19 protein-coding genes are annotated in these 17,239 nt (G+C 64.3%); 3 read left to right on the forward strand and 16 right to left on the reverse strand.

The annotated features are described in order from the left end of the window. Positions 1 to 89: 89 nt before the first annotated feature. From ACVW16_RS02890 to ACVW16_RS02905, 4 genes are all read right to left on the reverse strand, one after another. Positions 90 to 1,070 carry a beta-ketoacyl-ACP synthase III gene (locus tag ACVW16_RS02890; protein ID WP_456703885.1) on the reverse strand — a complete coding sequence of 327 codons (981 nt, stop codon included), beginning with the start codon at positions 1,068 to 1,070 and terminating at the stop codon, positions 90 to 92. Then, entirely contained in the window at positions 1,067 to 2,128 is a 1,062-nt protein-coding gene (gene plsX / locus ACVW16_RS02895) for a phosphate acyltransferase PlsX (protein WP_456703886.1), read from the reverse strand. Before plsX ends, ACVW16_RS02890 begins: the two co-directional genes overlap by 4 nt. Positions 2,129 to 2,424: 296 nt before the next feature. Next, positions 2,425 to 3,006 carry a YceD family protein gene (locus ACVW16_RS02900; RefSeq protein WP_456735335.1) on the reverse strand — a complete coding sequence of 194 codons (582 nt, stop codon included), beginning with the start codon at positions 3,004 to 3,006 and terminating at the stop codon, positions 2,425 to 2,427. Further along, entirely contained in the window at positions 3,003 to 3,557 is a 555-nt protein-coding gene (locus ACVW16_RS02905; protein WP_456735336.1) for a ubiquinol-cytochrome C chaperone family protein, read from the reverse strand. The genes ACVW16_RS02900 and ACVW16_RS02905 overlap by 4 nt, the downstream gene beginning before the upstream one ends. Positions 3,558 to 3,655: 98 nt before the next feature. On the opposite strand from ACVW16_RS02905, the gene ACVW16_RS02910 reads away from it, so the two are divergent. Both ACVW16_RS02910 and ACVW16_RS02915 read left to right on the forward strand, forming a co-directional pair. After that, positions 3,656 to 4,141, forward strand: coding sequence for an outer membrane protein assembly factor BamE (locus ACVW16_RS02910; RefSeq protein WP_456703889.1), 486 nt, complete (start codon positions 3,656 to 3,658; stop codon positions 4,139 to 4,141). 130 nt (positions 4,142 to 4,271) lie between these two features. Then, on the forward strand, positions 4,272 to 5,285 hold the full coding sequence (locus tag ACVW16_RS02915; protein WP_456735337.1) for a Bug family tripartite tricarboxylate transporter substrate binding protein: 1,014 nt from the start codon (positions 4,272 to 4,274) through the stop codon (positions 5,283 to 5,285). 195 nt (positions 5,286 to 5,480) lie between these two features. On the opposite strand, the gene ACVW16_RS02920 is transcribed toward ACVW16_RS02915, so the two are convergent. From ACVW16_RS02920 to ACVW16_RS02975, 12 genes are all read right to left on the reverse strand, one after another. Beyond that, complete coding sequence (locus tag ACVW16_RS02920) at positions 5,481 to 7,601, reverse strand: sodium-translocating pyrophosphatase (RefSeq protein WP_456703891.1); 2,121 nt, start codon at positions 7,599 to 7,601, stop codon at positions 5,481 to 5,483. Positions 7,602 to 7,838: 237 nt separating this feature from the next. Further along, positions 7,839 to 8,837 (reverse strand): thiamine-phosphate kinase, encoded by a 999-nt coding sequence (gene thiL, locus ACVW16_RS02925; protein ID WP_456735338.1) that lies wholly within the window; start codon positions 8,835 to 8,837, stop codon positions 7,839 to 7,841. A 29-nt stretch (positions 8,838 to 8,866) separates the two neighbouring features. Further along, a complete protein-coding gene (gene nusB / locus ACVW16_RS02930) occupies positions 8,867 to 9,361 on the reverse strand; it encodes a transcription antitermination factor NusB (protein WP_092228693.1) in 495 nt (164 codons plus the stop codon). A gap of 3 nt (positions 9,362 to 9,364) precedes the next feature. Continuing rightward, positions 9,365 to 9,856 carry a 6,7-dimethyl-8-ribityllumazine synthase gene (ribH, locus tag ACVW16_RS02935; RefSeq protein ID WP_092228692.1) on the reverse strand — a complete coding sequence of 164 codons (492 nt, stop codon included), beginning with the start codon at positions 9,854 to 9,856 and terminating at the stop codon, positions 9,365 to 9,367. A gap of 99 nt (positions 9,857 to 9,955) precedes the next feature. Continuing rightward, positions 9,956 to 10,564 carry a riboflavin synthase gene (locus ACVW16_RS02940; protein ID WP_456735339.1) on the reverse strand — a complete coding sequence of 203 codons (609 nt, stop codon included), beginning with the start codon at positions 10,562 to 10,564 and terminating at the stop codon, positions 9,956 to 9,958. Continuing rightward, positions 10,564 to 11,712: a bifunctional diaminohydroxyphosphoribosylaminopyrimidine deaminase/5-amino-6-(5-phosphoribosylamino)uracil reductase RibD gene (gene ribD, locus ACVW16_RS02945; protein ID WP_456735340.1), complete on the reverse strand. Its 1,149-nt coding sequence runs from the start codon at positions 11,710 to 11,712 to the stop codon at positions 10,564 to 10,566. Before ribD ends, ACVW16_RS02940 begins: the two co-directional genes overlap by 1 nt. Continuing rightward, the gene (gene nrdR, locus ACVW16_RS02950; RefSeq protein WP_456735341.1) at positions 11,709 to 12,191 is read right to left on the reverse strand and encodes a transcriptional regulator NrdR; all 483 of its coding nucleotides are present in this window, start codon (positions 12,189 to 12,191) and stop codon (positions 11,709 to 11,711) included. Before nrdR ends, ribD begins: the two co-directional genes overlap by 4 nt. A gap of 43 nt (positions 12,192 to 12,234) precedes the next feature. Beyond that, positions 12,235 to 13,533: a serine hydroxymethyltransferase gene (gene glyA / locus ACVW16_RS02955; protein ID WP_456703896.1), complete on the reverse strand. Its 1,299-nt coding sequence runs from the start codon at positions 13,531 to 13,533 to the stop codon at positions 12,235 to 12,237. A 254-nt stretch (positions 13,534 to 13,787) separates the two neighbouring features. Beyond that, positions 13,788 to 14,009 (reverse strand): hypothetical protein, encoded by a 222-nt coding sequence (locus tag ACVW16_RS02960; protein ID WP_456735342.1) that lies wholly within the window; start codon positions 14,007 to 14,009, stop codon positions 13,788 to 13,790. Between the two features lie 37 nt (positions 14,010 to 14,046). Next, positions 14,047 to 14,283, reverse strand: a complete 237-nt coding sequence (locus tag ACVW16_RS02965) for a hypothetical protein (RefSeq protein ID WP_456703898.1) — start codon at positions 14,281 to 14,283, stop codon at positions 14,047 to 14,049. 195 nt (positions 14,284 to 14,478) lie between these two features. Beyond that, the gene (ldtR, locus tag ACVW16_RS02970; RefSeq protein ID WP_027529973.1) at positions 14,479 to 14,997 is read right to left on the reverse strand and encodes a transcriptional regulator LdtR; all 519 of its coding nucleotides are present in this window, start codon (positions 14,995 to 14,997) and stop codon (positions 14,479 to 14,481) included. A gap of 557 nt (positions 14,998 to 15,554) precedes the next feature. Continuing rightward, on the reverse strand, positions 15,555 to 16,052 hold the full coding sequence (locus ACVW16_RS02975; protein WP_456703899.1) for a DUF6163 family protein: 498 nt from the start codon (positions 16,050 to 16,052) through the stop codon (positions 15,555 to 15,557). Between the two features lie 123 nt (positions 16,053 to 16,175). On the opposite strand from ACVW16_RS02975, the gene hemB reads away from it, so the two are divergent. Next, positions 16,176 to 17,237 carry a porphobilinogen synthase gene (hemB, locus tag ACVW16_RS02980; protein WP_456735343.1) on the forward strand — a complete coding sequence of 354 codons (1,062 nt, stop codon included), beginning with the start codon at positions 16,176 to 16,178 and terminating at the stop codon, positions 17,235 to 17,237. Positions 17,238 to 17,239 lie beyond the last annotated feature (2 nt).

The raw sequence follows: 17,239 nt of genomic DNA on the forward strand, positions 1-17,239 counted from the left end.
GAGCTTACGTTACGGCGGTCAACACCGCTCATCAATGCAGACGCATTGATATCAGGCGCCGATTCGGGCAAAATTTTATCGATGTGGCTTTACCAGCGCACCAGGGCCGAGCCCCAGGTGAAGCCGCCGCCCATCGCCTCCAGCAAAACCAGGTCGCCGCGCTTGATGCGGCCGTCCTTCCGCGCCACTGACAGCGCCAGCGGGATCGAGGCAGCCGAGGTGTTGCCGTGACGGTCCACGGTCAGCACCACTTTCTCCGGCGCGATATGGAGCTTGTGGGCGGAGGCGTCGATGATTCGCTTGTTGGCCTGATGCGGCACGAACCAGTCGATGCTGTCGGCATTGAGCCCGGTCGCCTGGAACGCATCGACGATGACGTCGGTGATCATGCCGACCGCGTGCTTGAAGACCTCGCGGCCCTCCATGCGCAGATGGCCGACGGTCTGGGTCGAGGACGGCCCGCCGTCGACGAACAGCTTGCCCTTGTGGCGACCATCGGAGCGCAAATGCGCCGTCACCAGGCCTCGATCGGTGGCCGCGTTGCCCGGCTGCTCCTGGGCCTCGAGCACGACCGCACCGGCGCCGTCGCCGAACAGCACGCAGGTGCCGCGGTCGTTCCAGTCGAGAATCCGTGAGAAGGTCTCGGCACCGATCACCAGGGCGCGCTTGAACGCGCCGGTGCGCAGGAAATTGTCGGCGGTCGCAAGCGCAAACACGAAGCCCGAGCACACCGCCTGGAGGTCGAAGGCTGCGCCGTGATTGATGCCGAGCCCGTGCTGCACGGCGACCGCGGTCGCGGGAAACGTGTTGTCGGGCGTCGAGGTCGCGAGCACGATCAGCTCGATCGATTGCGCATCCACGCCGGCATCGCTGAGCGCCGCCTGCGCCGCCTCGAGCGCAAGATGCGAGGTGAACTCGCCGTCGGCCGCGATGTGCCGCTCGCGAATACCGGTGCGCTGGACGATCCACTCGTCGGATGTGTCGATGCGCGCCGCCAGTTGGGCATTGGTCAGCACCTGCTCCGGCAAATAGGAGCCGCAGCCCAGCACGACCGAACGAATCTTGGTCACGAAACATCCTCCGGCGCGGTTGGCACGGAACCGAGCGCACCCCCATCGCGGTTGAGCATCTGATTGATCTTGTTCAGAAGATCGAATTTGGCCATCTCATAACCAACATCGATCGCATAGGCAAAGCCTTCGGCGTTGATTCCGCCATGGCTCTTGACCACGAGCCCGTTCAGCCCGAGCAGCACGCCGCCATTTGACTTGTTCGGATCCATTTTGTCACGCAGCGCCTGGAAGGCATTGCGTGCAAAAAGATAACCGAGCCTGGACAGCCAGCTGCGCTGGATCTCGTTGCGGAGCAAGTCCGCCATCTGGCGTGCGGTTCCCTCGGCAGCCTTGAGCGCAATGTTGCCGCTGTACCCCTCGGTCACGATCACATCGGCCATTCCCTTGCCGATGCCATCGCCCTCGACGAAGCCGACATAGTCGAGCTCCGGCAGGTTCATCGTGCGCAGGATCTCTCCTGCCTCGCGAATCTCCTCGTGCCCTTTGATCTCTTCGGTCCCGATGTTGAGCAGGCCGACGGTCGGACGCTTCTTGTCGAACACCACGCTCGCCATGGCCGCCCCCATGACTGCGAGCGCCACCAGATGACGCGCATCGCCGCCGATTGTGGCGCCGAGATCGAGCACCACGGACGAGCCACGCGCGGTCGGCCATACGGCAGTGATCGCCGGGCGATCGATGCCGGGCAGCGTACGCAAATGGAAGCGCGCCATCGCCATCAGTGCGCCGGTATTGCCGGCGGATACGGCCACATCCGCCTCCCCCTTCTTCACCGCATCAATGGCAAGCCACATCGAGGAGGTCTTGCGGCCGCGGCGCAGCGCCTGGCTCGGCTTGTCCTCGCCGCTGACGGCGACGTCGGTATGGATGATCTTCGAGGCGGCCTTGAGCTTCGGATGGCGCCCGAGTTCGGGCTCGATCCTGGCGCGATCGCCGACCAGCAGGAATTCGGTCGCCGGGCGCCTGTCGAGCGAGATGGCGGCGCCTGGAATGACGACAGGGGCGCCGACGTCGCCCCCCATGGCGTCAAGCGCGATACGAACCTTGCTTGGCATCGAAATCCCGGAAACCTGGTCTGGCGCGGTCGTCAACGAGCGGGGCCGCGGAATGGGCTCGCCATGGACATGGCGACCGGCCAAGCGCCACGCCGCACCCGGACCGGGGCGGACAATAGCGTTTTGTTATCCCGAAACAACCTCTTGCCCCCAGTCTTTTGGATCGAGAGCGATCAGCTGGCGGGCCCGAAAATTCCCAAGAAACACTTGGGAATCAAGTAGATAAACCAGCCTTTGAAACCCCTGCCGCAAACACCTCACCCCTCAAAGCAAGGTGGTCTTACGGGAACGCGCTTCTATTTGCCTTTCTTCTTGCCCTGCTTGTTGTCCTGGAGCGCCTTCAGCGCCGCGAACGGATGGTCCTCGGGGTCGGGCGCGGTGATCTCGGCCTCGAACACGGCCCCCGGCTTGCGGGGATAAGGGTCGATCGCCAGGAACAGCGCGTCGGTCGCAATGCGGCCGAGGTCAATGATCCCGTTGACGATGGCTTCCGGCGGATCGACGACCTCCGGGGGATTATCGTCGTCCTCCCCTTCCTCGATCAAATCCTCCAGCCGCCGCGCTTCGGCCTCGGGCGCAAAAGTCAGATCGACCTCCTCATCGATCTCATTCTCGATCGGATCGAGCGTGACCACGCAGGTCTGGCCGACCTTAGCCCGCACACGGCCCGTAACCTGGACCCGGCCGCCGCTCTTCGGCGCGACGACGAAGTCGGCGTGAGCCGACAGGATCTCCCGGACTCGCGCGACACTGGCCATGGCCTGGCGTGCTGCCGCCGAGGCTTCGAGCTCACGGTGAAGTCCCGTATCGGGAATCTGCGCCACGATCACAGGCGAGCGCCAGGGATCGGGTTCGAATCCGGTCGACGAGCGGTTCATGATGTCTCATCCTCGCCAAGCGATGCGGGAAACCTGATAGATCCGAGCAGGACTGCGGGATCGCCGGTCTGTCCGAGCTCCGCATTCGCCGCCACCGCGTAAGCGGCGAGCCGTCGCGCCTGGTCCATCCCGCTACCGTTCAAGATATTCTTGCAGATCGCCTGCCCAAGCGCCTCGGCGCCTGCTTCGATCGCCTGGTCATACGCCTGAATGCGGCCGTAAAAAGCCTCCCCGAAAGCCCGCATCCGCTTCGGGACGGTCTGGTCGCCAACGCCCATCTCGCGCAGATTGTCATCCATGTCTTCGCAGAAGCGGTCGAACAGGGCCTGCGACAGTTCTACCCCGCCCTGGGCGACGTTTCGCAGCCGCCGCAGCACCAGCCAGAGGTGCAAGAGCAACAGGTCGAAACGGCCATTAACCGTGTCCGGCACGCCCAAGTCCCGGTAAAATATGGGTTCTCGCGCCTGCGTCACGATCATGCCATAGATGGTCTCAATGGTGCCGGCCGGGGCTAGCCGGGGTTTCCTGAAGTGATTGAACGGCCAAAGCATTGTGGTTTCCGCAAGCGGGCGCGCGCGAGTTGCATTCAGACGCCCTGCCCGGTACTTCAGCGCCTCGCGCGACGCAAGGGGACGGAATCAGTTCCGCTATGACGATAACGAACCAGACCAGCCTGCGCCGGGACAAGCGGCGCGGCCTTCATGCGTGCTGGCGTGGCCTGCGCATGCTCGCGGCCGTGACGCTCGTCGGCGCCGCACTCGCAGGCTGCACCGGTGAACAGTTCCAGAAGGGCTACATCCTGCCGCCGGGCGCACTCGAACAGATTCCGATCGGCGCGAGCCAGGATCAGGTGCTGATCGTGATGGGCACGCCCTCGACGGTCGCGACCCTTGACGGTGAAGTGTTCTACTACATCTCGCAGCGCTCGGAACGCATGGTCGCCTTCATGAACCAGAAGGTCGTCGACCAGCGTGTGATCGCGATCTATTTCGACAAGAACCGGCGCGTACGCCGGCTTGCGAATTACGGCCTCCAGGATGGCAAGATCTTCGACTCCATCAGCCGGACCACGCCGACGTCGGGTCAGGAGATGAGCTACCTCGCGCCGCTGTTCAAGCTGCTCAGCTTCAACTGAGATCGTGAACTGAGGCTATCTGCCTGCGGCTTCGTGACGCTCTCGGAACGACGCTGTCGGTCGCAGGCGACTTGTCGTTGTGCACCCCGTTTCCTACGCTCCCCGCAAACAAGAAGCTGGGAGTGGAATTGTGCCCAAGAACCGTCCGAACGGATTTTTGACCCGTCGCCGTCTGCTTGCGGGAGCCGCGGGCCTCTCCGCCGCCGCCATCCTGCCGCGATCGAGCCTTGCGGACTGGAGGCCGACAGAGAACATCCGCGTCATCGTGCCGGCTGCGGCGGGCGGCTCAACCGACGTGATGGGTCGGCTGCTCGCCGCCCATCTCCAATCCGCCTGGGGGCAGACAGCGGTTGTCGAAAATCGCTCCGGCGGCGGTGGCACGATCGGGACCGCCGAGGTGGTTCGCTCCAAGGCCAACGGCCACACCATCCTGATCGGCAACCCCGGTCCGAACGCGATCGCCTACAGCATCTTCAAGAACCTCAGCTACAAGCCCGACCAGCTCCAGCCTGTCAGCAACATGATCCGGATTCCGAATATCGTGTCGGCGCATCCGAAGACCGGCATCAAATCGGTCGCCGAGCTGATTGCGTTTCTCAAGGCCAATCCCGACAAGCTCAGCTACGCTTCATCGGGCGTCGGTCAAAGTCCTCACCTCACCGGCGCCTGGTTTCTTCAGCTCACCGGACTGAAGATGACTCACATCCCGTTCCGCGGCGCTGGCCCCGCGCTCCAGGCCGCCCTCGCCGGCGATATCCAGATCCTGTTCGACAATCTCTATCCGAGCCTGCCGCAGGTTCAGAACGGCACGCTCACCGGCCTCTGCGTCACCACGACCGCGCGCAGCGACCTCGCACCCGATCTGCCGACGATGCGCGAGAGCGCGCCGGAGCTTGCGAATTTCGACGTATCGTCCTGGTTCTCGGTCTTCCTGCCGAAGGGTGTGCCGCCGGCAGCTCTCGAAGCGCTCAACCTCCAGGTCAAGGCGATGCTGGAGCGCGACGACATCAGGAAGAACATCGCTGCCATGGGGGCGCGCGCCGACTACGGCACGCCCGAGCAGTTCGCCGCCTTCGTGGACGCCGAGACGAAGAAGTTCGCCGACATCATCCAGAAGGAAGGATTGCAGATGGACGTGCAGTAGCTCGCTCCACGGTCATTGCGAGCAATCCAGTATCTGTCCGCGGAAAGACCCTGGATTGCTTCGTCGCACCGGCGCAAAATTGCTTCGCAATTTTGTCGCGGGCTCCTCGCAATGACGTGGAGAGAGATTGCGCCCCACCAAACAAAAACCCCGCGGCTTTCGTCGCGGGATTTTGTCTTTTGTCGTTGATGCCGCTCAGTGCGCCAGGATCGCCAGCAGCAGCAAGGCCACGATGTTGGTGATCTTGATCATCGGGTTCACCGCAGGGCCGGCCGTGTCCTTGTAGGGATCGCCGACGGTGTCGCCGGTCACCGCCGACTTGTGGGCATCAGAACCCTTGCCGCCGAAATGACCGTCCTCGATGTACTTCTTGGCGTTGTCCCAGGCGCCGCCGCCCGAGGTCATGGAGATCGCGACGAACAGGCCCGTCACGATCACGCCGAGCAGCATCGCGCCGACGGCCGAGAACGCAGCCGACTTGCCGGCGGCGCCGCCGCCCGCGATCGCGTAGATCAGGAAGTAGACGACGATCGGCGACAGCACCGGGAGCAGCGAGGGGATGATCATTTCCTTGATCGCCGCGCGGGTGAGCAGGTCGACCGCCTTGCCGTAGTCGGGCTTGTCCGTGCCCTGCATGATGCCCGGCTTCTCGCGGAACTGACGGCGCACTTCCTCGACGATTGCGCCGGCCGCACGCCCGACCGCCGTCATGCCCATCGCGCCGAACAGATACGGCAGCAAACCGCCGAACAACAGGCCGACAACCACATACGGGTTGTTGAGCGAGAAATCCGGGTTGACGCCGGCGAAGTAGGGATGGTCGGCCGAGCCCGCAACGAAGAACTTGAGGTCCTGGTTGTAGGCTGCGAACAGCACAAGGGCACCGAGACCGGCGGAGCCGATCGCGTAACCTTTGGTGACCGCCTTCGTCGTGTTGCCGACCGCGTCGAGCGCGTCGGTCGACTTGCGCACTTCCTTCGGTAGCCCCGCCATTTCGGCGATGCCGCCGGCGTTGTCAGTCACCGGACCGAAGGCGTCCAGCGCGACGACCATGCCGGCCAAGGCCAGCATGGTGGCGGTCGCGATGGCGATGCCGAACAGGCCGGCCAGGCTGTAGGTGACCAGGATGCCGGCGATGATGACGATCGCGGGCAACGCCGTCGCTTCCATCGAGACGGCGAGGCCCTGGATCACGTTGGTGCCGTGACCCGTGACCGAAGCCTGGGCGATCGACTTCACCGGACGGTAGTCGGTGCCGGTGTAGTACTCGGTGATCCAGATGATCAGCGCGGTGACGACGAGGCCGATGACGCCGCATTCAAACAGCGACATGCCGGTATAGTCGACGCCGTCGAGCTTGCCGAAGCCGATCAAATAGTAGATCACGCCGGCGATGCCGATCAGCGACAGGATGCCGGTTGCGATCAGGCCCTTGTAGAGCGCGCCCATGATCGACTGGCTGGGCCCGAGCTTCACGAAGAACGTGCCGATGATCGAGGTGATGATGCAGATGCCGCCGATGGCGAGCGGCAGCGTCATCATGTTGGCGAGGATCGGCGTCTTGGCGAAGAAGATGGCAGCGAGAACCATGGTGGCGACCGCGGTCACCGCATAGGTCTCGAACAGGTCGGCGGCCATGCCGGCGCAGTCGCCGACGTTGTCACCGACGTTGTCGGCGATGGTGGCCGGATTGCGCGGATCATCCTCGGGGATGCCGGCCTCGACCTTGCCGACGAGATCGCCGCCGACGTCCGCCCCCTTGGTGAAGATGCCGCCGCCGAGACGGGCGAAGATCGAGATCAGCGAGGCGCCGAAGCCGAGCGCCACCATGGCGTCGATGACGGTGCGGCTGTCAGGTGCGAGCTTCAGCGAGTGCACCAGGAAGCCGAAATAGAGCGTCACGCCCAACAGCGCGAGACCCGCCACCAGAAGGCCGGTAATCGCGCCCGCCTTGAAGGCGAGTTCGAGGCCGCCGGCGAGCGACGTCGTCGCAGCCTGGGCGGTGCGCACATTGGCGCGCACTGAGACGTTCATGCCGATGAAGCCGGCCGCCCCCGACAGGACGGCGCCGATCAGGAAGCCGATCGCGACATAGAGCCCAAGGAAAAAGGCAAGCAGCACGAAGATGACGATGCCGACGATGCCGATCGTGGTGTACTGGCGCCGGAGATAGGCCTGTGCGCCTTCACGCACCGCTCCCGCGATCTCCTGCATGCGCGGTGACCCCGCATCCGCACTCAACACCGAAGACGTCGCCCAAATCGCGTAGACGACGGAAAGCACTCCGCAGAGCACTATCAACCATAATGCTGTCATTTGATTTCTGCCTCAGATCCTTGATGAACGTACCCCCGCCGCCTCTTGTTTTCCGTCATGCGGTGCGGCGCCCTTATGCTGAACAGGGCTGCCCCTTGCGCGAAGAGGTAGCCCTAGTCGGTCACAAGCTTGCCAAAATCAAATTGATGGTGCAACGCCGGAAGAGAGTGAAAAAGCCGATCTCGGCAGGTAATTAGACCTAATGCCGAGCGCGCGACGGCTGGCGTGGCGCAGTGCCTAGAAGTGGCTAAAAGACAACCGCTTCAAGGTCAGTTCCTGGCCCTGCCCATCCAGAAAGCGTGGCCGCTCGTAGCCGGCGACGATCGTGCCGATCGCCGTGACGGCAAGGCCGGCCACCCGCCCGGCGGCGATCAGCGCATCGCTCCGTGCCGGCGGGACCGTGCACAACACTTCGTAATCGTCGCCCCCGGCAAGCAGCGTCTCAACACAAATGGCATTGCGGTCGAGCAGGCCGGCCGCGGCGGCCGAGAGGGGCACGCTCGCCAGACCGACGGTGGCCGAAACGCCGGATGCTGCACAGAGTTTGGTCAGGTCGCCGGCAAGCCCGTCGGAGACGTCCATCGCCGCTGTCGCATGGTCACGCACAGCCTGCGCCAACACATTGCGGGGCTGGGGGATCCGATAGCGCGAAACGAGAGCTTCTCTTGCTGCGGGATCGGACGCGAGCGCGGTGGCGGCCGGGCCTCCGGTGAGCACGTCCAGCCCGAGCGCGGCATCGCCGATCGTGCCCGTCACCAGGATAATATCGCCCGGTCGCGCTCCGGTGCGGCCAACCATCCGCCCCGTCGGCACGCGGCCGAAGGCGGTGATCGAGATCATCTGCGGCCCTGGTGTCGACACCGTGTCGCCGCCGAGCAGCGGGCAGGCGAAAGTTTTCACGTCCTCGCCGAGCGCATCCGCAAAAGGCCTCAGCCAGGCGTCCTCCTTGCTGCGCAGCGCCAGCGTCAGCACGAAGCCGGCCGGGCTCGCGCCCTTGGCGGCGAGATCGGACAGGTTCACCCGCAGTGCCTTGCGCGCGATGGTGTCGGGGGGATCGGTGGCAAGATAATGCACGCCCTCGACCACGGCATCGGTGGTGACGACAATGTCGTCGCCTGACGAGGACAGCACCGCGGCGTCGTCCACCAGTGCGAACGCACCGGGATCAGTCGCCAACGGCTTGAAATAGCGAGCGATCAGGGAATCTTCGCCGGAGGGATCGTTCGGAGTGGTCATCGGTGTCAACTCCAACCGCCCGCGTCGCCCTACCCCCGCCCGAACTCGTCACCGCGAAACTGGCGGCCGATCTGGTCGAGCACGGCGTTGACCATTCCGGTCTCCTCGCGGTCGACGAAAGCATTCGCGACGTCGACATATTCGGAGATCACGACGCGGCCCGGCACATCCTTGCGGTGCTCCAGTTCGTAGGCCCCTGCCCGCAACACCGCGCGCAGGATGGCTTCGATCCGCTTCAAGGGCCAGCCCTTGGACAGCGCCTCGTCGATCAGCGGATCGAGCTTCTTCTGGTCGCGCACGACGCCGGAGACGACGTCGCGGAAAAATGCGGCTTCCGCAGGCAGGTAAGTGTCGCCCTCGACCTCGTTGCCGAGCCAGTGGCTTTCGAACTCCGCAAAGATGTCGTTGATGCCGGCGCCGGCGATATCCATTTGATAGAGCGCCTGGACGGCTGCGAGCCGCGCCGCACCGCGCCGGTTCGCTTTCTTCTCCGCAAGCCCCGCCGGTTTCCTGATGTCAGCCATGGCTCAGGCCCGCGCCAGGCGGCGCTTGATGCGAAGCATCGCCAGCGCCGCACGCGCGGCATCGCCGCCCTTGTTGAGCTCGCTGGCGCGCGCCCGCGCCCAGGCCTGGTCCTCGTTGTTGACGGTGAGGATGCCGTTGCCGAGCGGCAACTTGCGCGCCACAGCGAGGTCCATTAGCGCACGCGAGGATTCCTGCGAGACGATCTCGAAATGGATGGTGTCGCCGCGGATCACGCAACCGAGCGCAATCACCGCATCATAAGGCTTGCCGTTCGCCGCAGCCGCGTCGACTGCGATCGCCACCGCCGCCGGGATCTCCAACGCGCCGGGAACCGTGATGACGTCATGGGTCAGGCCGGCCGCCTTCAACTCGGTCACCGCGCCATCCAGAAGCGCGTCCTGGAGATCGTCATAGAACCGTGCCTCGACCACCAGCGCACGCGCGCCGGAAATATCGGTCTGGTCCTTCAGGGGTGCGCGCCGCGCGTCTGCCATCGTCTCAATCCGTTTCGTCTAGTCGTCTCTTGGGTCGGCGCGTTATGTAGTCGCCGCAGGCGTGTAAGCCAAGTTTTAAAGCAGGGCCGGCTTTACCGGTCACTTCATTTCCGTCAGCCGCGCCGCATAGCGGGCCATCAGATCGACCTCGATATTGACCTCACTGCCCGCCTTCCAGCCGCCGATCGTCGTGACGTCGAGTGTATGCGGAATGATCAGCACCGAAAAGGTCGCGTCATCAACCGTATTGACGGTCAGCGAGACGCCATCGAGCGTAATCGAGCCCTTGGTGGCGATGAAGCGCGCCAGCTCCCGCGTCGTCGAGAGCTCGAACCGCGCCATGTCGGGCAGGTCCTCGCGGCTGACGATGCTGGCGACGCCGTCGACGTGGCCGGCGACGATGTGACCGCCGAGCTCGTCGCCGATCTTGAGCGCACGCTCGAGATTGAGCATCGTGCCCACCTTCCAGCGCTTGGCCGTCGTCAGCGCCAGCGTCTCGGCGGCGGCATCGACGTCGAACCAGGTTTTGCCGTCAGCGACGCCGGAGGCGACCACGGTGAGGCAGACGCCGTTGTTGGCGATCGAAGCGCCGTCGGCAATGGTGGTCTGATCGTAGCTGCAGGCAATGCGCAGGCGGTGCAATTGCCCCTGCGCCACCGGCTTGACGCTGACGATCTCGCCGATATCGGTGACAATGCCAGTGAACATTAAGCGCGCTCGTAGATGGTGAGAGTATCGGGGCCGAATGTCTCGCTAGCATGAACCTTGTAGGCCTGCGACTGCGTGATTTTCGACAGGGGCAATGCATCGAGCGCATCGACCCCACCAGCCCCCACCTCTTCCGCCCCGCGGAACAGCCAGATCTCGTCGACGAGGTCGGCAGACACGAAGGATGCCGCGACCCGGCTGCCGCCCTCGACCATCAGCCGCGTGACGCCCTTCTCGGCGAGCGCGTGCAGCACGGCCGGAAGGTCGAGGCCGGCTGCACCGTTCGGCGGCATACGCATGATTTGCGCACCGGCGGCGCCGAGGCGGGTTGCTGCGGCTGCTTCCGCAAGCTCTGAACCCACGACCCAAAGCGGCGCCTCCCGCGCGGAGCGCACGAGTTGGCTGGAAGCCGGAATCCGCAAATTCCGGTCGAGGACAACACGCAACGGAGAACGCGCTTCCATGCCGGGCAGGCGGCAATTGAGCTGCGGATCATCGGCCAGCACCGTGCCGATGCCGACCAGGATCGCGTCGCTCGAGGCGCGCAGGAGATGCACCCGGTCGCGGACGGCATCGCCGGTGATCGCGAGCCGCTTGCCGCCTTCAGCGCCGATCTTGCCGTCGGGCGAGACGGCAAGCTTCAGGATCACGTGCGGACGCTTGTCACGGATGCGGCGGAAATGGCCGGCGTGGTCGAACGCGGCCTCCGCCGCGCACAGGCCCACATCCACAGTCATGCCTGCGGCGCGCACGCGCGCGTGCCCCTGCCCCGCGACCTCAGGATTTGGATCCTCGATCGCCGCGACGACGCGCTTGATGCCGGCGGCGATCACCGCATCGGCGCAGGGCGGCGACTTGCCAAAATGCGAGCATGGCTCGAGGGTGACGTAAAGCGTCGCACCGCGCGCGGCCTCGCCTGCCCGCCGTAGCGCTTCAACCTCGGCATGCGGCCGTCCACCGGGCTGCGTCCAGCCGCGGCCGACGATCACTCCGTCCCTGACGATGACGGCGCCGACGGCCGGATTGGGCCAGGTGCGCCCCTGCCCGCGCCGACCGAGCGCCAGCGCCAGCTGCATGTAACGGCGGTCGGCGTCCCTGGACTCGCGGATCTTCCGGGCGAACTGATCTTCCAGGATGCGGAAGATCATTTGCGCATCGCGGCGAGCCGCGCTTCCTCCTCACCGGAGAGCTCGCCGAGCACCTCGGCGAAATCCTTGGCCTCGCGGAAATTGCGGTAGACCGAGGCGAAGCGCACATAGGCGACGTCGTCGAGCGTGCGCAGATGCTCCATCACGGTCTCGCCGATCACCTCGGAGGAAATCTCGGCCTCACCGCCGGTCTCGAGCTCGCGCACGATGGTGGAGACCATCTTCTCCACCCTTTCAGGCTCGACCGGCCGCTTGCGCAACGAGATCGAGACCGAGCGCATCAGCTTGTCGCGGTCGAACGGTACGCGGCGGCCGTTGCGCTTGATCACCGTGAGCTCGCGCAGCTGCACGCGCTCGAAGGTGGTGAAGCGGAAATTGCAGGCGACGCACACGCGCCGCCTGCGGATGACGGAAGAATCCTCGGTCGGACGCGAGTCCTTTACCTGCGTGTCGAGACTGTTGCAGTTCGGGCAGCGCATCCGTTTGCCTTGATCCTTTGACTTCAGCCTTTATCTTGGCCTCTTACTGATAGATCGGGAAGCGGTCGGTGAGCGCCTTGACCCGTTCCTTGATCGCAGCTTCCACCAGCGGCGCCTTGCCGTCGTCGGATTGCGCGATCGCGTTGAGGACCTCGGCGATCATGCCGCCGACCTGCTGGAATTCAGCGACGCCGAAGCCGCGGGTCGTCGCCGCCGGGGTGCCCAGACGGATACCGGAGGTCACGAACGGCGACTCCGGGTCGAACGGAATGCCGTTCTTGTTGCAGGTGATGGCGGCGCGAACCAGCGCCTTCTCCGAGGCGTTGCCCTTCAGGCCCTTCGGCCTGAGGTCGACCAGCATCAGATGGTTATCGGTGCCGCCGGAGACAATATCGAAGCCATGGCTCTTCATCGCCTCGGCGAGCGCCTTGGCGTTCTCGACGACGTTCTTCGCATAGACCTTGAAGTCCGGACGCAGCGCCTCACCGAAGGCCACGGCCTTTGCCGCGATCACATGCATCAGCGGGCCGCCCTGCAGGCCCGGGAAGATCGCCGAATTGAATTTCTTGGTCAGCGCCTCGTCATTCCACAGCATGAGGCCGCCGCGCGGACCGCGCAGCGATTTGTGCGTCGTGGTGGTGGTGACGTGGGCATGCGGCACAGGCGAGGCATGCACGCCGCCGGCGACGAGGCCCGCGAAGTGCGCCATGTCGACCAGCAGATAGGCGCCGACCGAGTCCGCGATCTCACGGAAGCGCTTGAAATCCCAGGCGCGCGAATAAGCCGAGCCGCCGGCCACGATCAGCTTCGGCTTGACCTCTTCGGCCTGCTTGGCGACCGCGTCCATGTCGATGATCTGGTCCTCGCGGCGCACGGTGTAGTGCGCGGCCTTGAACCACTTGCCGCTCATGTTGACGGGTGAGCCGTGAGTGAGATGGCCGCCGGCCGCGAGGTCGAGGCCCATGAAGGTGTCGCCGGGCTGGAGCAGCGCCAGGAACACCGCCTGGTTCATCTGGCTGCCGGAGTTCGGCTGCACGTTGGCGAACTTGGCGCCGAACAGCTTCTTGGCGCGATCGATCGCGAGGTTCTCGGCGACGTCGACCCACTCACAACCGCCGTAGTAGCGCGCGCCCGGATAACCTTCCGCATATTTGTTGGTCATCACCGAACCCTGCGCCTCCAGCACGGCCCGGCTGACGATGTTCTCGGAGGCGATCAGCTCGACTTCATGGCGCTGCCGGCCGAGTTCGCCCTTGATGGCAGCGGCGATTTCCGGGTCGGCCTGATCGAGCGAGGCGGTGAAAAACGAATCGGGCGCAGAGGCGGTCTTGGCTGAGGTCATCTTGCGAATATCTCCACCGCCGCAGCCTTTTGGCAGGCTACGGGGGTCTTGGTGTGGCGATCGGAAGCGGCGAGCGCGATCTACCACATCGCCCGCAACAGGCCAAGCATTTGCGGGTCGGGCGTGACATTTATGCAAGATATGGTGGGGATTTATGGATTGGGGCGATCGGACGGCCGCAGAACCACCGGCTCGCCGGTCACCCGAAAAGGTCCGATCTGGACCTCAACAATCCAGTGGTCGCGGTGCTCCGTCTACAGCCCGGTATACCCCGCCTTCACCGGGTCCACGCTGCCGTCGAGCTGGCGCAGATAGGTCAGGCCGCAGACCGTCAACCTGTGGGTGTCCTTCTCGCCGGCTTCCATCAGGGTGTTGAGGTAGTTCGTCACCTTTTCCCGCGCCTCGTCGCTCGCCGCCGCCGTGCGATTGGCGAGCAGGTCATAGGTCTTCATGATGCGGTCGATGGCAGCTTCCATGGCACCCTCTGGTTCATCGATGTTTTGGGAATCTTGATCAGGCAACCGCTCTTGCCTCGGCCTGCGCCTCAAACCTCACGATCGCCTTGTTGGCGAGCCTGATCTTGTTGGATTCGCCGTGCTGGAGCAGCGTGACGATGATCTCGAGCAGACGTTCGTTGGTGGCGAGCGTGTCGGCGATCGCACCGGAGCGGCGGAGGTAATTCGCGGCGATCGCATAGGCATCGCTCACGAGTTCGACGTTCATTGCCTGCAACCCGCGCTCGACGAGCATCGCGTCCTCCGATCCGCAGGGACAACCGCGACGCGTAGAACCGGTTCCGCTGATCAGGCACTTTTTTTCGCGAGTGCGAAAAGCACAACGCGCACCGGTCCGGAACAAGCCGGGCCGGCGCGCTGGGGAAGCCAGGCACGTTGGGGAGGCCTGCCGGTCTTGAGGGCCGGCTTGGCCTTGATCCCGTTTTGAAACTCAGAGCCGATACAGGATCTGGTCGGTCCAGAACCGCTCGAGGCGGTGCAGCGACTTGTTGAGGGTCGAGAACTCCTCGCCGGAGATGCCGCCGACCTGTTCCACGGTCTTGACGTGCTTCTGGTACAGGCTGTCGACGATGCGGCGGACTTCCTGGCCCTGCGGCGTCAGGCGGATGCGCACCGAGCGGCGGTCAACGCGCGAGCGCTGATGATCGAGGAAACCGAGCTCCACGAGCTTCTTCAGATTGTAGGAGACGTTGGAGCCGAGATAGTAACCGCGCGTGCGCAGCTCGCCCGCGGTCAGCTCCTTGTCGCCGATGTTATAGAGCAGGAGCGCCTGCACGGAATTGATGTCGGCGCGGCCACGACGATCGAACTCGTCCTTGATCACATCGAGGAGCCGGCGATGCAGCCGCTCCACCAGAGTCAATGCTTCCAGATAGAGCGACTGCACCGAACCCTGCGGGCCCGAAACGCGCTCTGCGGTATCTGCCGCAGTTGCGACGGCTTTCATCATGACACTTCCCCTGTTGTCGTTTTTATCGACACTCATTCGACGAAACTTGTGTCCCGTCTGATAGGTGCAACTTAAGGGGGGCGTTTGAAGATCGGCTTAAATAAGAGAATAAAGAGATCATGAATTTAAGACAGTGAATTGCGGATTAAGCCTGTCCCACAAGCACTTTTCGCAACCGTCTGTTGACCGTGGCAAGGTCCTGTTCACCGTCCGTCCGCACCATCTGTCACATTCCAGAACAGCCCCGCCACGTTTCGAAACGCACGCGTAACGGCTGTGGCGGTTTGCGCTAGGTCAACGAAAACTTACCTCGAATTTTACGAAACCAGCGGTCAACCAAGCGCAGCACTCTCATCTCCCGGACCAGCGCCGCGAAGCGGCGCGCAGGGCCGGGAGCCAGAACGCCGCAAACGAGATCGGAGAGATTTCGGGCCCAGGCTCAGCAGCGCATCACCATTCAGCAGCGCATCACCATGGTGCGTCGAAGACACGCTTAAACACACTGTTGGTGCTGCGCCTGTCCGGGGCACAGAATGTGCGTGTTGGAAACGTCTGCGCTACGGCGGCCGTTCGCGCGCTGCCATCCAGGCGAGTGCGAGATAAGCGGCGAGCATGAAGGCTTCGACGCCGACCACGACCAGGCTGCCTCCATAGATCCCCGGGAACATCAGCTCGATCACTGCCATCGAGACCACGGTCGTGAGCCACACCACGGCTCCCCAGGGCGTGGCGAGCCACAGGCCGACGGCGGCGACGAGCTCGATGACGGCGAAATAGATGGTCGAGGCCTGCCAGGCCATCGACTGGTTTTCGAAGGCCTCCTCCTCGCCGCCGACAAAGCCGGTCACCTGTGCCCAGTGATACAGGCCCTTGAGGATCGACAGCAGCGCCATGACCCGCAGGAATAGCACCAGGCGGCGGGTCCAGACATTGTCGTCGGAGTCGGGCCGCTCCGAAGAGATCGCCGCCACAGACAATGCACTGTCGCGGGCGCCGTCCCTGACGGCATCCCTGGCATTGTCGCGGGCCGCATCACGGGTGGAAATCTCGGGCATCGCCCCTTCTGGCTGTTTCGCCACGCAAAATCAATCGGCTGCCATCGCCTTGCGGGAGGTCAAGCCGCGGTGACGGGAACTATGCGAGCTGGTATAAGAATAATTCCAGCCGGGAGAAGAGTAATGGCGATCAAATACGGACGTCCGATCGAACTGCGCGACGTCGCGCGCGGGACCGGTGCCGCAGTGCCCCATGCCCTCGATCTGACCGTCCGTCCGCGCCGCAACCGCAAGGCAGAATGGGCCCGGCGCATGGTGCGCGAGAACGTGCTCACCACCGACGATCTGATCTGGCCGCTGTTCCTGATCGAGGGCAACAACAAGCGCGAGGCCATCACTTCGATGCCCGGCGTCGAACGCCTCAGCGTCGACCAGGCCGTGCGCGAGGCCGAGCGCGCCATGAAGCTGACCATTCCCTGCCTCGCGCTGTTTCCCTACACCGATCCTTCCTTGCGGGACGAAGAAGGCTCGGAAGCCACCAACCCGGACAATCTGGTCTGCCAGGCGGTTCGCGCGATCAAGAAGGAATTCCCTGACATCGGCGTGCTCTGCGACGTCGCGCTCGATCCCTTCACCAGCCACGGCCATGACGGCTTGATTTCCGACGGCAAGATCTTGAATGACGAGACGGTTGCCGTACTGGTGCGCCAGGCGCTGGTGCAGGCCGAAGCCGGCTGCGACATCATCGCGCCCTCCGACATGATGGACGGCCGCGTCGCCGCGATCCGCCAGGCGCTGGATCGCACCGGCTTCCTTGACGTGCAGATCATGGCCTATGCCGCGAAATACGCCTCGGCTTTCTACGGTCCGTTCCGCGATGCCATCGGCTCGGCCAAGACGCTCACCGGCGACAAGCGCACCTACCAGATGGACAGCGCCAACACCGACGAAGCGCTGCGCGAGGTCGAGCTCGACATCTCCGAGGGCGCCGACATGGTGATGGTCAAGCCCGGCATGCCGTATCTCGACGTGGTCCGTCGCGTGAAGGACACCTTCGGGATGCCGACCTTCGCCTATCAGGTGTCCGGCGAATACGCGATGATCGCGGCCGCCGCCAACAACGGCTGGCTCGACGGCGACCGCGCCATGATGGAGAGCCTGCTCGCCTTCAAGCGCGCCGGCGCGGATGGCGTTTTGACTTATTTTGCGGCGCAGGCAGCAGAAAAACTGAAGTCGCAATCCTGAGG

It is taken from the genome of Bradyrhizobium sp. USDA 4474, assembly GCF_054057515.1.

Bases quoted from the DNA above. Each gene is read 5' to 3' on its own strand.
- ACVW16_RS02920 (WP_456703891.1), bottom strand. From the start codon at position 7,601: ATGACAGCATTATGGTTGATAGTGCTCTGCGGAGTGCTTTCCGTCGTC.
- plsX (WP_456703886.1), bottom strand. From the start codon at position 2,128: ATGCCAAGCAAGGTTCGTATCGCGCTTGACGCCATGGGGGGCGACGTC.
- nrdR (WP_456735341.1), bottom strand. From the start codon at position 12,191: ATGCGCTGCCCGAACTGCAACAGTCTCGACACGCAGGTAAAGGACTCG.
- ribD (WP_456735340.1), bottom strand. From the start codon at position 11,712: ATGATCTTCCGCATCCTGGAAGATCAGTTCGCCCGGAAGATCCGCGAG.
- ACVW16_RS02960 (WP_456735342.1), bottom strand. From the start codon at position 14,009: ATGGAAGCTGCCATCGACCGCATCATGAAGACCTATGACCTGCTCGCC.
- glyA (WP_456703896.1), bottom strand. From the start codon at position 13,533: ATGACCTCAGCCAAGACCGCCTCTGCGCCCGATTCGTTTTTCACCGCC.
- nusB (WP_092228693.1), bottom strand. From the start codon at position 9,361: ATGGCTGACATCAGGAAACCGGCGGGGCTTGCGGAGAAGAAAGCGAAC.
- ribH (WP_092228692.1), bottom strand. From the start codon at position 9,856: ATGGCAGACGCGCGGCGCGCACCCCTGAAGGACCAGACCGATATTTCC.
- ACVW16_RS02940 (WP_456735339.1), bottom strand. From the start codon at position 10,564: ATGTTCACTGGCATTGTCACCGATATCGGCGAGATCGTCAGCGTCAAG.
- ldtR (WP_027529973.1), bottom strand. From the start codon at position 14,997: ATGATGAAAGCCGTCGCAACTGCGGCAGATACCGCAGAGCGCGTTTCG.
- hemB (WP_456735343.1), top strand. From the start codon at position 16,176: ATGGCGATCAAATACGGACGTCCGATCGAACTGCGCGACGTCGCGCGC.
- thiL (WP_456735338.1), bottom strand. From the start codon at position 8,837: ATGACCACTCCGAACGATCCCTCCGGCGAAGATTCCCTGATCGCTCGC.
- ACVW16_RS02910 (WP_456703889.1), top strand. From the start codon at position 3,656: ATGACGATAACGAACCAGACCAGCCTGCGCCGGGACAAGCGGCGCGGC.
- ACVW16_RS02900 (WP_456735335.1), bottom strand. From the start codon at position 3,006: ATGAACCGCTCGTCGACCGGATTCGAACCCGATCCCTGGCGCTCGCCT.
- ACVW16_RS02905 (WP_456735336.1), bottom strand. From the start codon at position 3,557: ATGCTTTGGCCGTTCAATCACTTCAGGAAACCCCGGCTAGCCCCGGCC.
- ACVW16_RS02965 (WP_456703898.1), bottom strand. From the start codon at position 14,283: ATGCTCGTCGAGCGCGGGTTGCAGGCAATGAACGTCGAACTCGTGAGC.
- ACVW16_RS02975 (WP_456703899.1), bottom strand. From the start codon at position 16,052: ATGCCCGAGATTTCCACCCGTGATGCGGCCCGCGACAATGCCAGGGAT.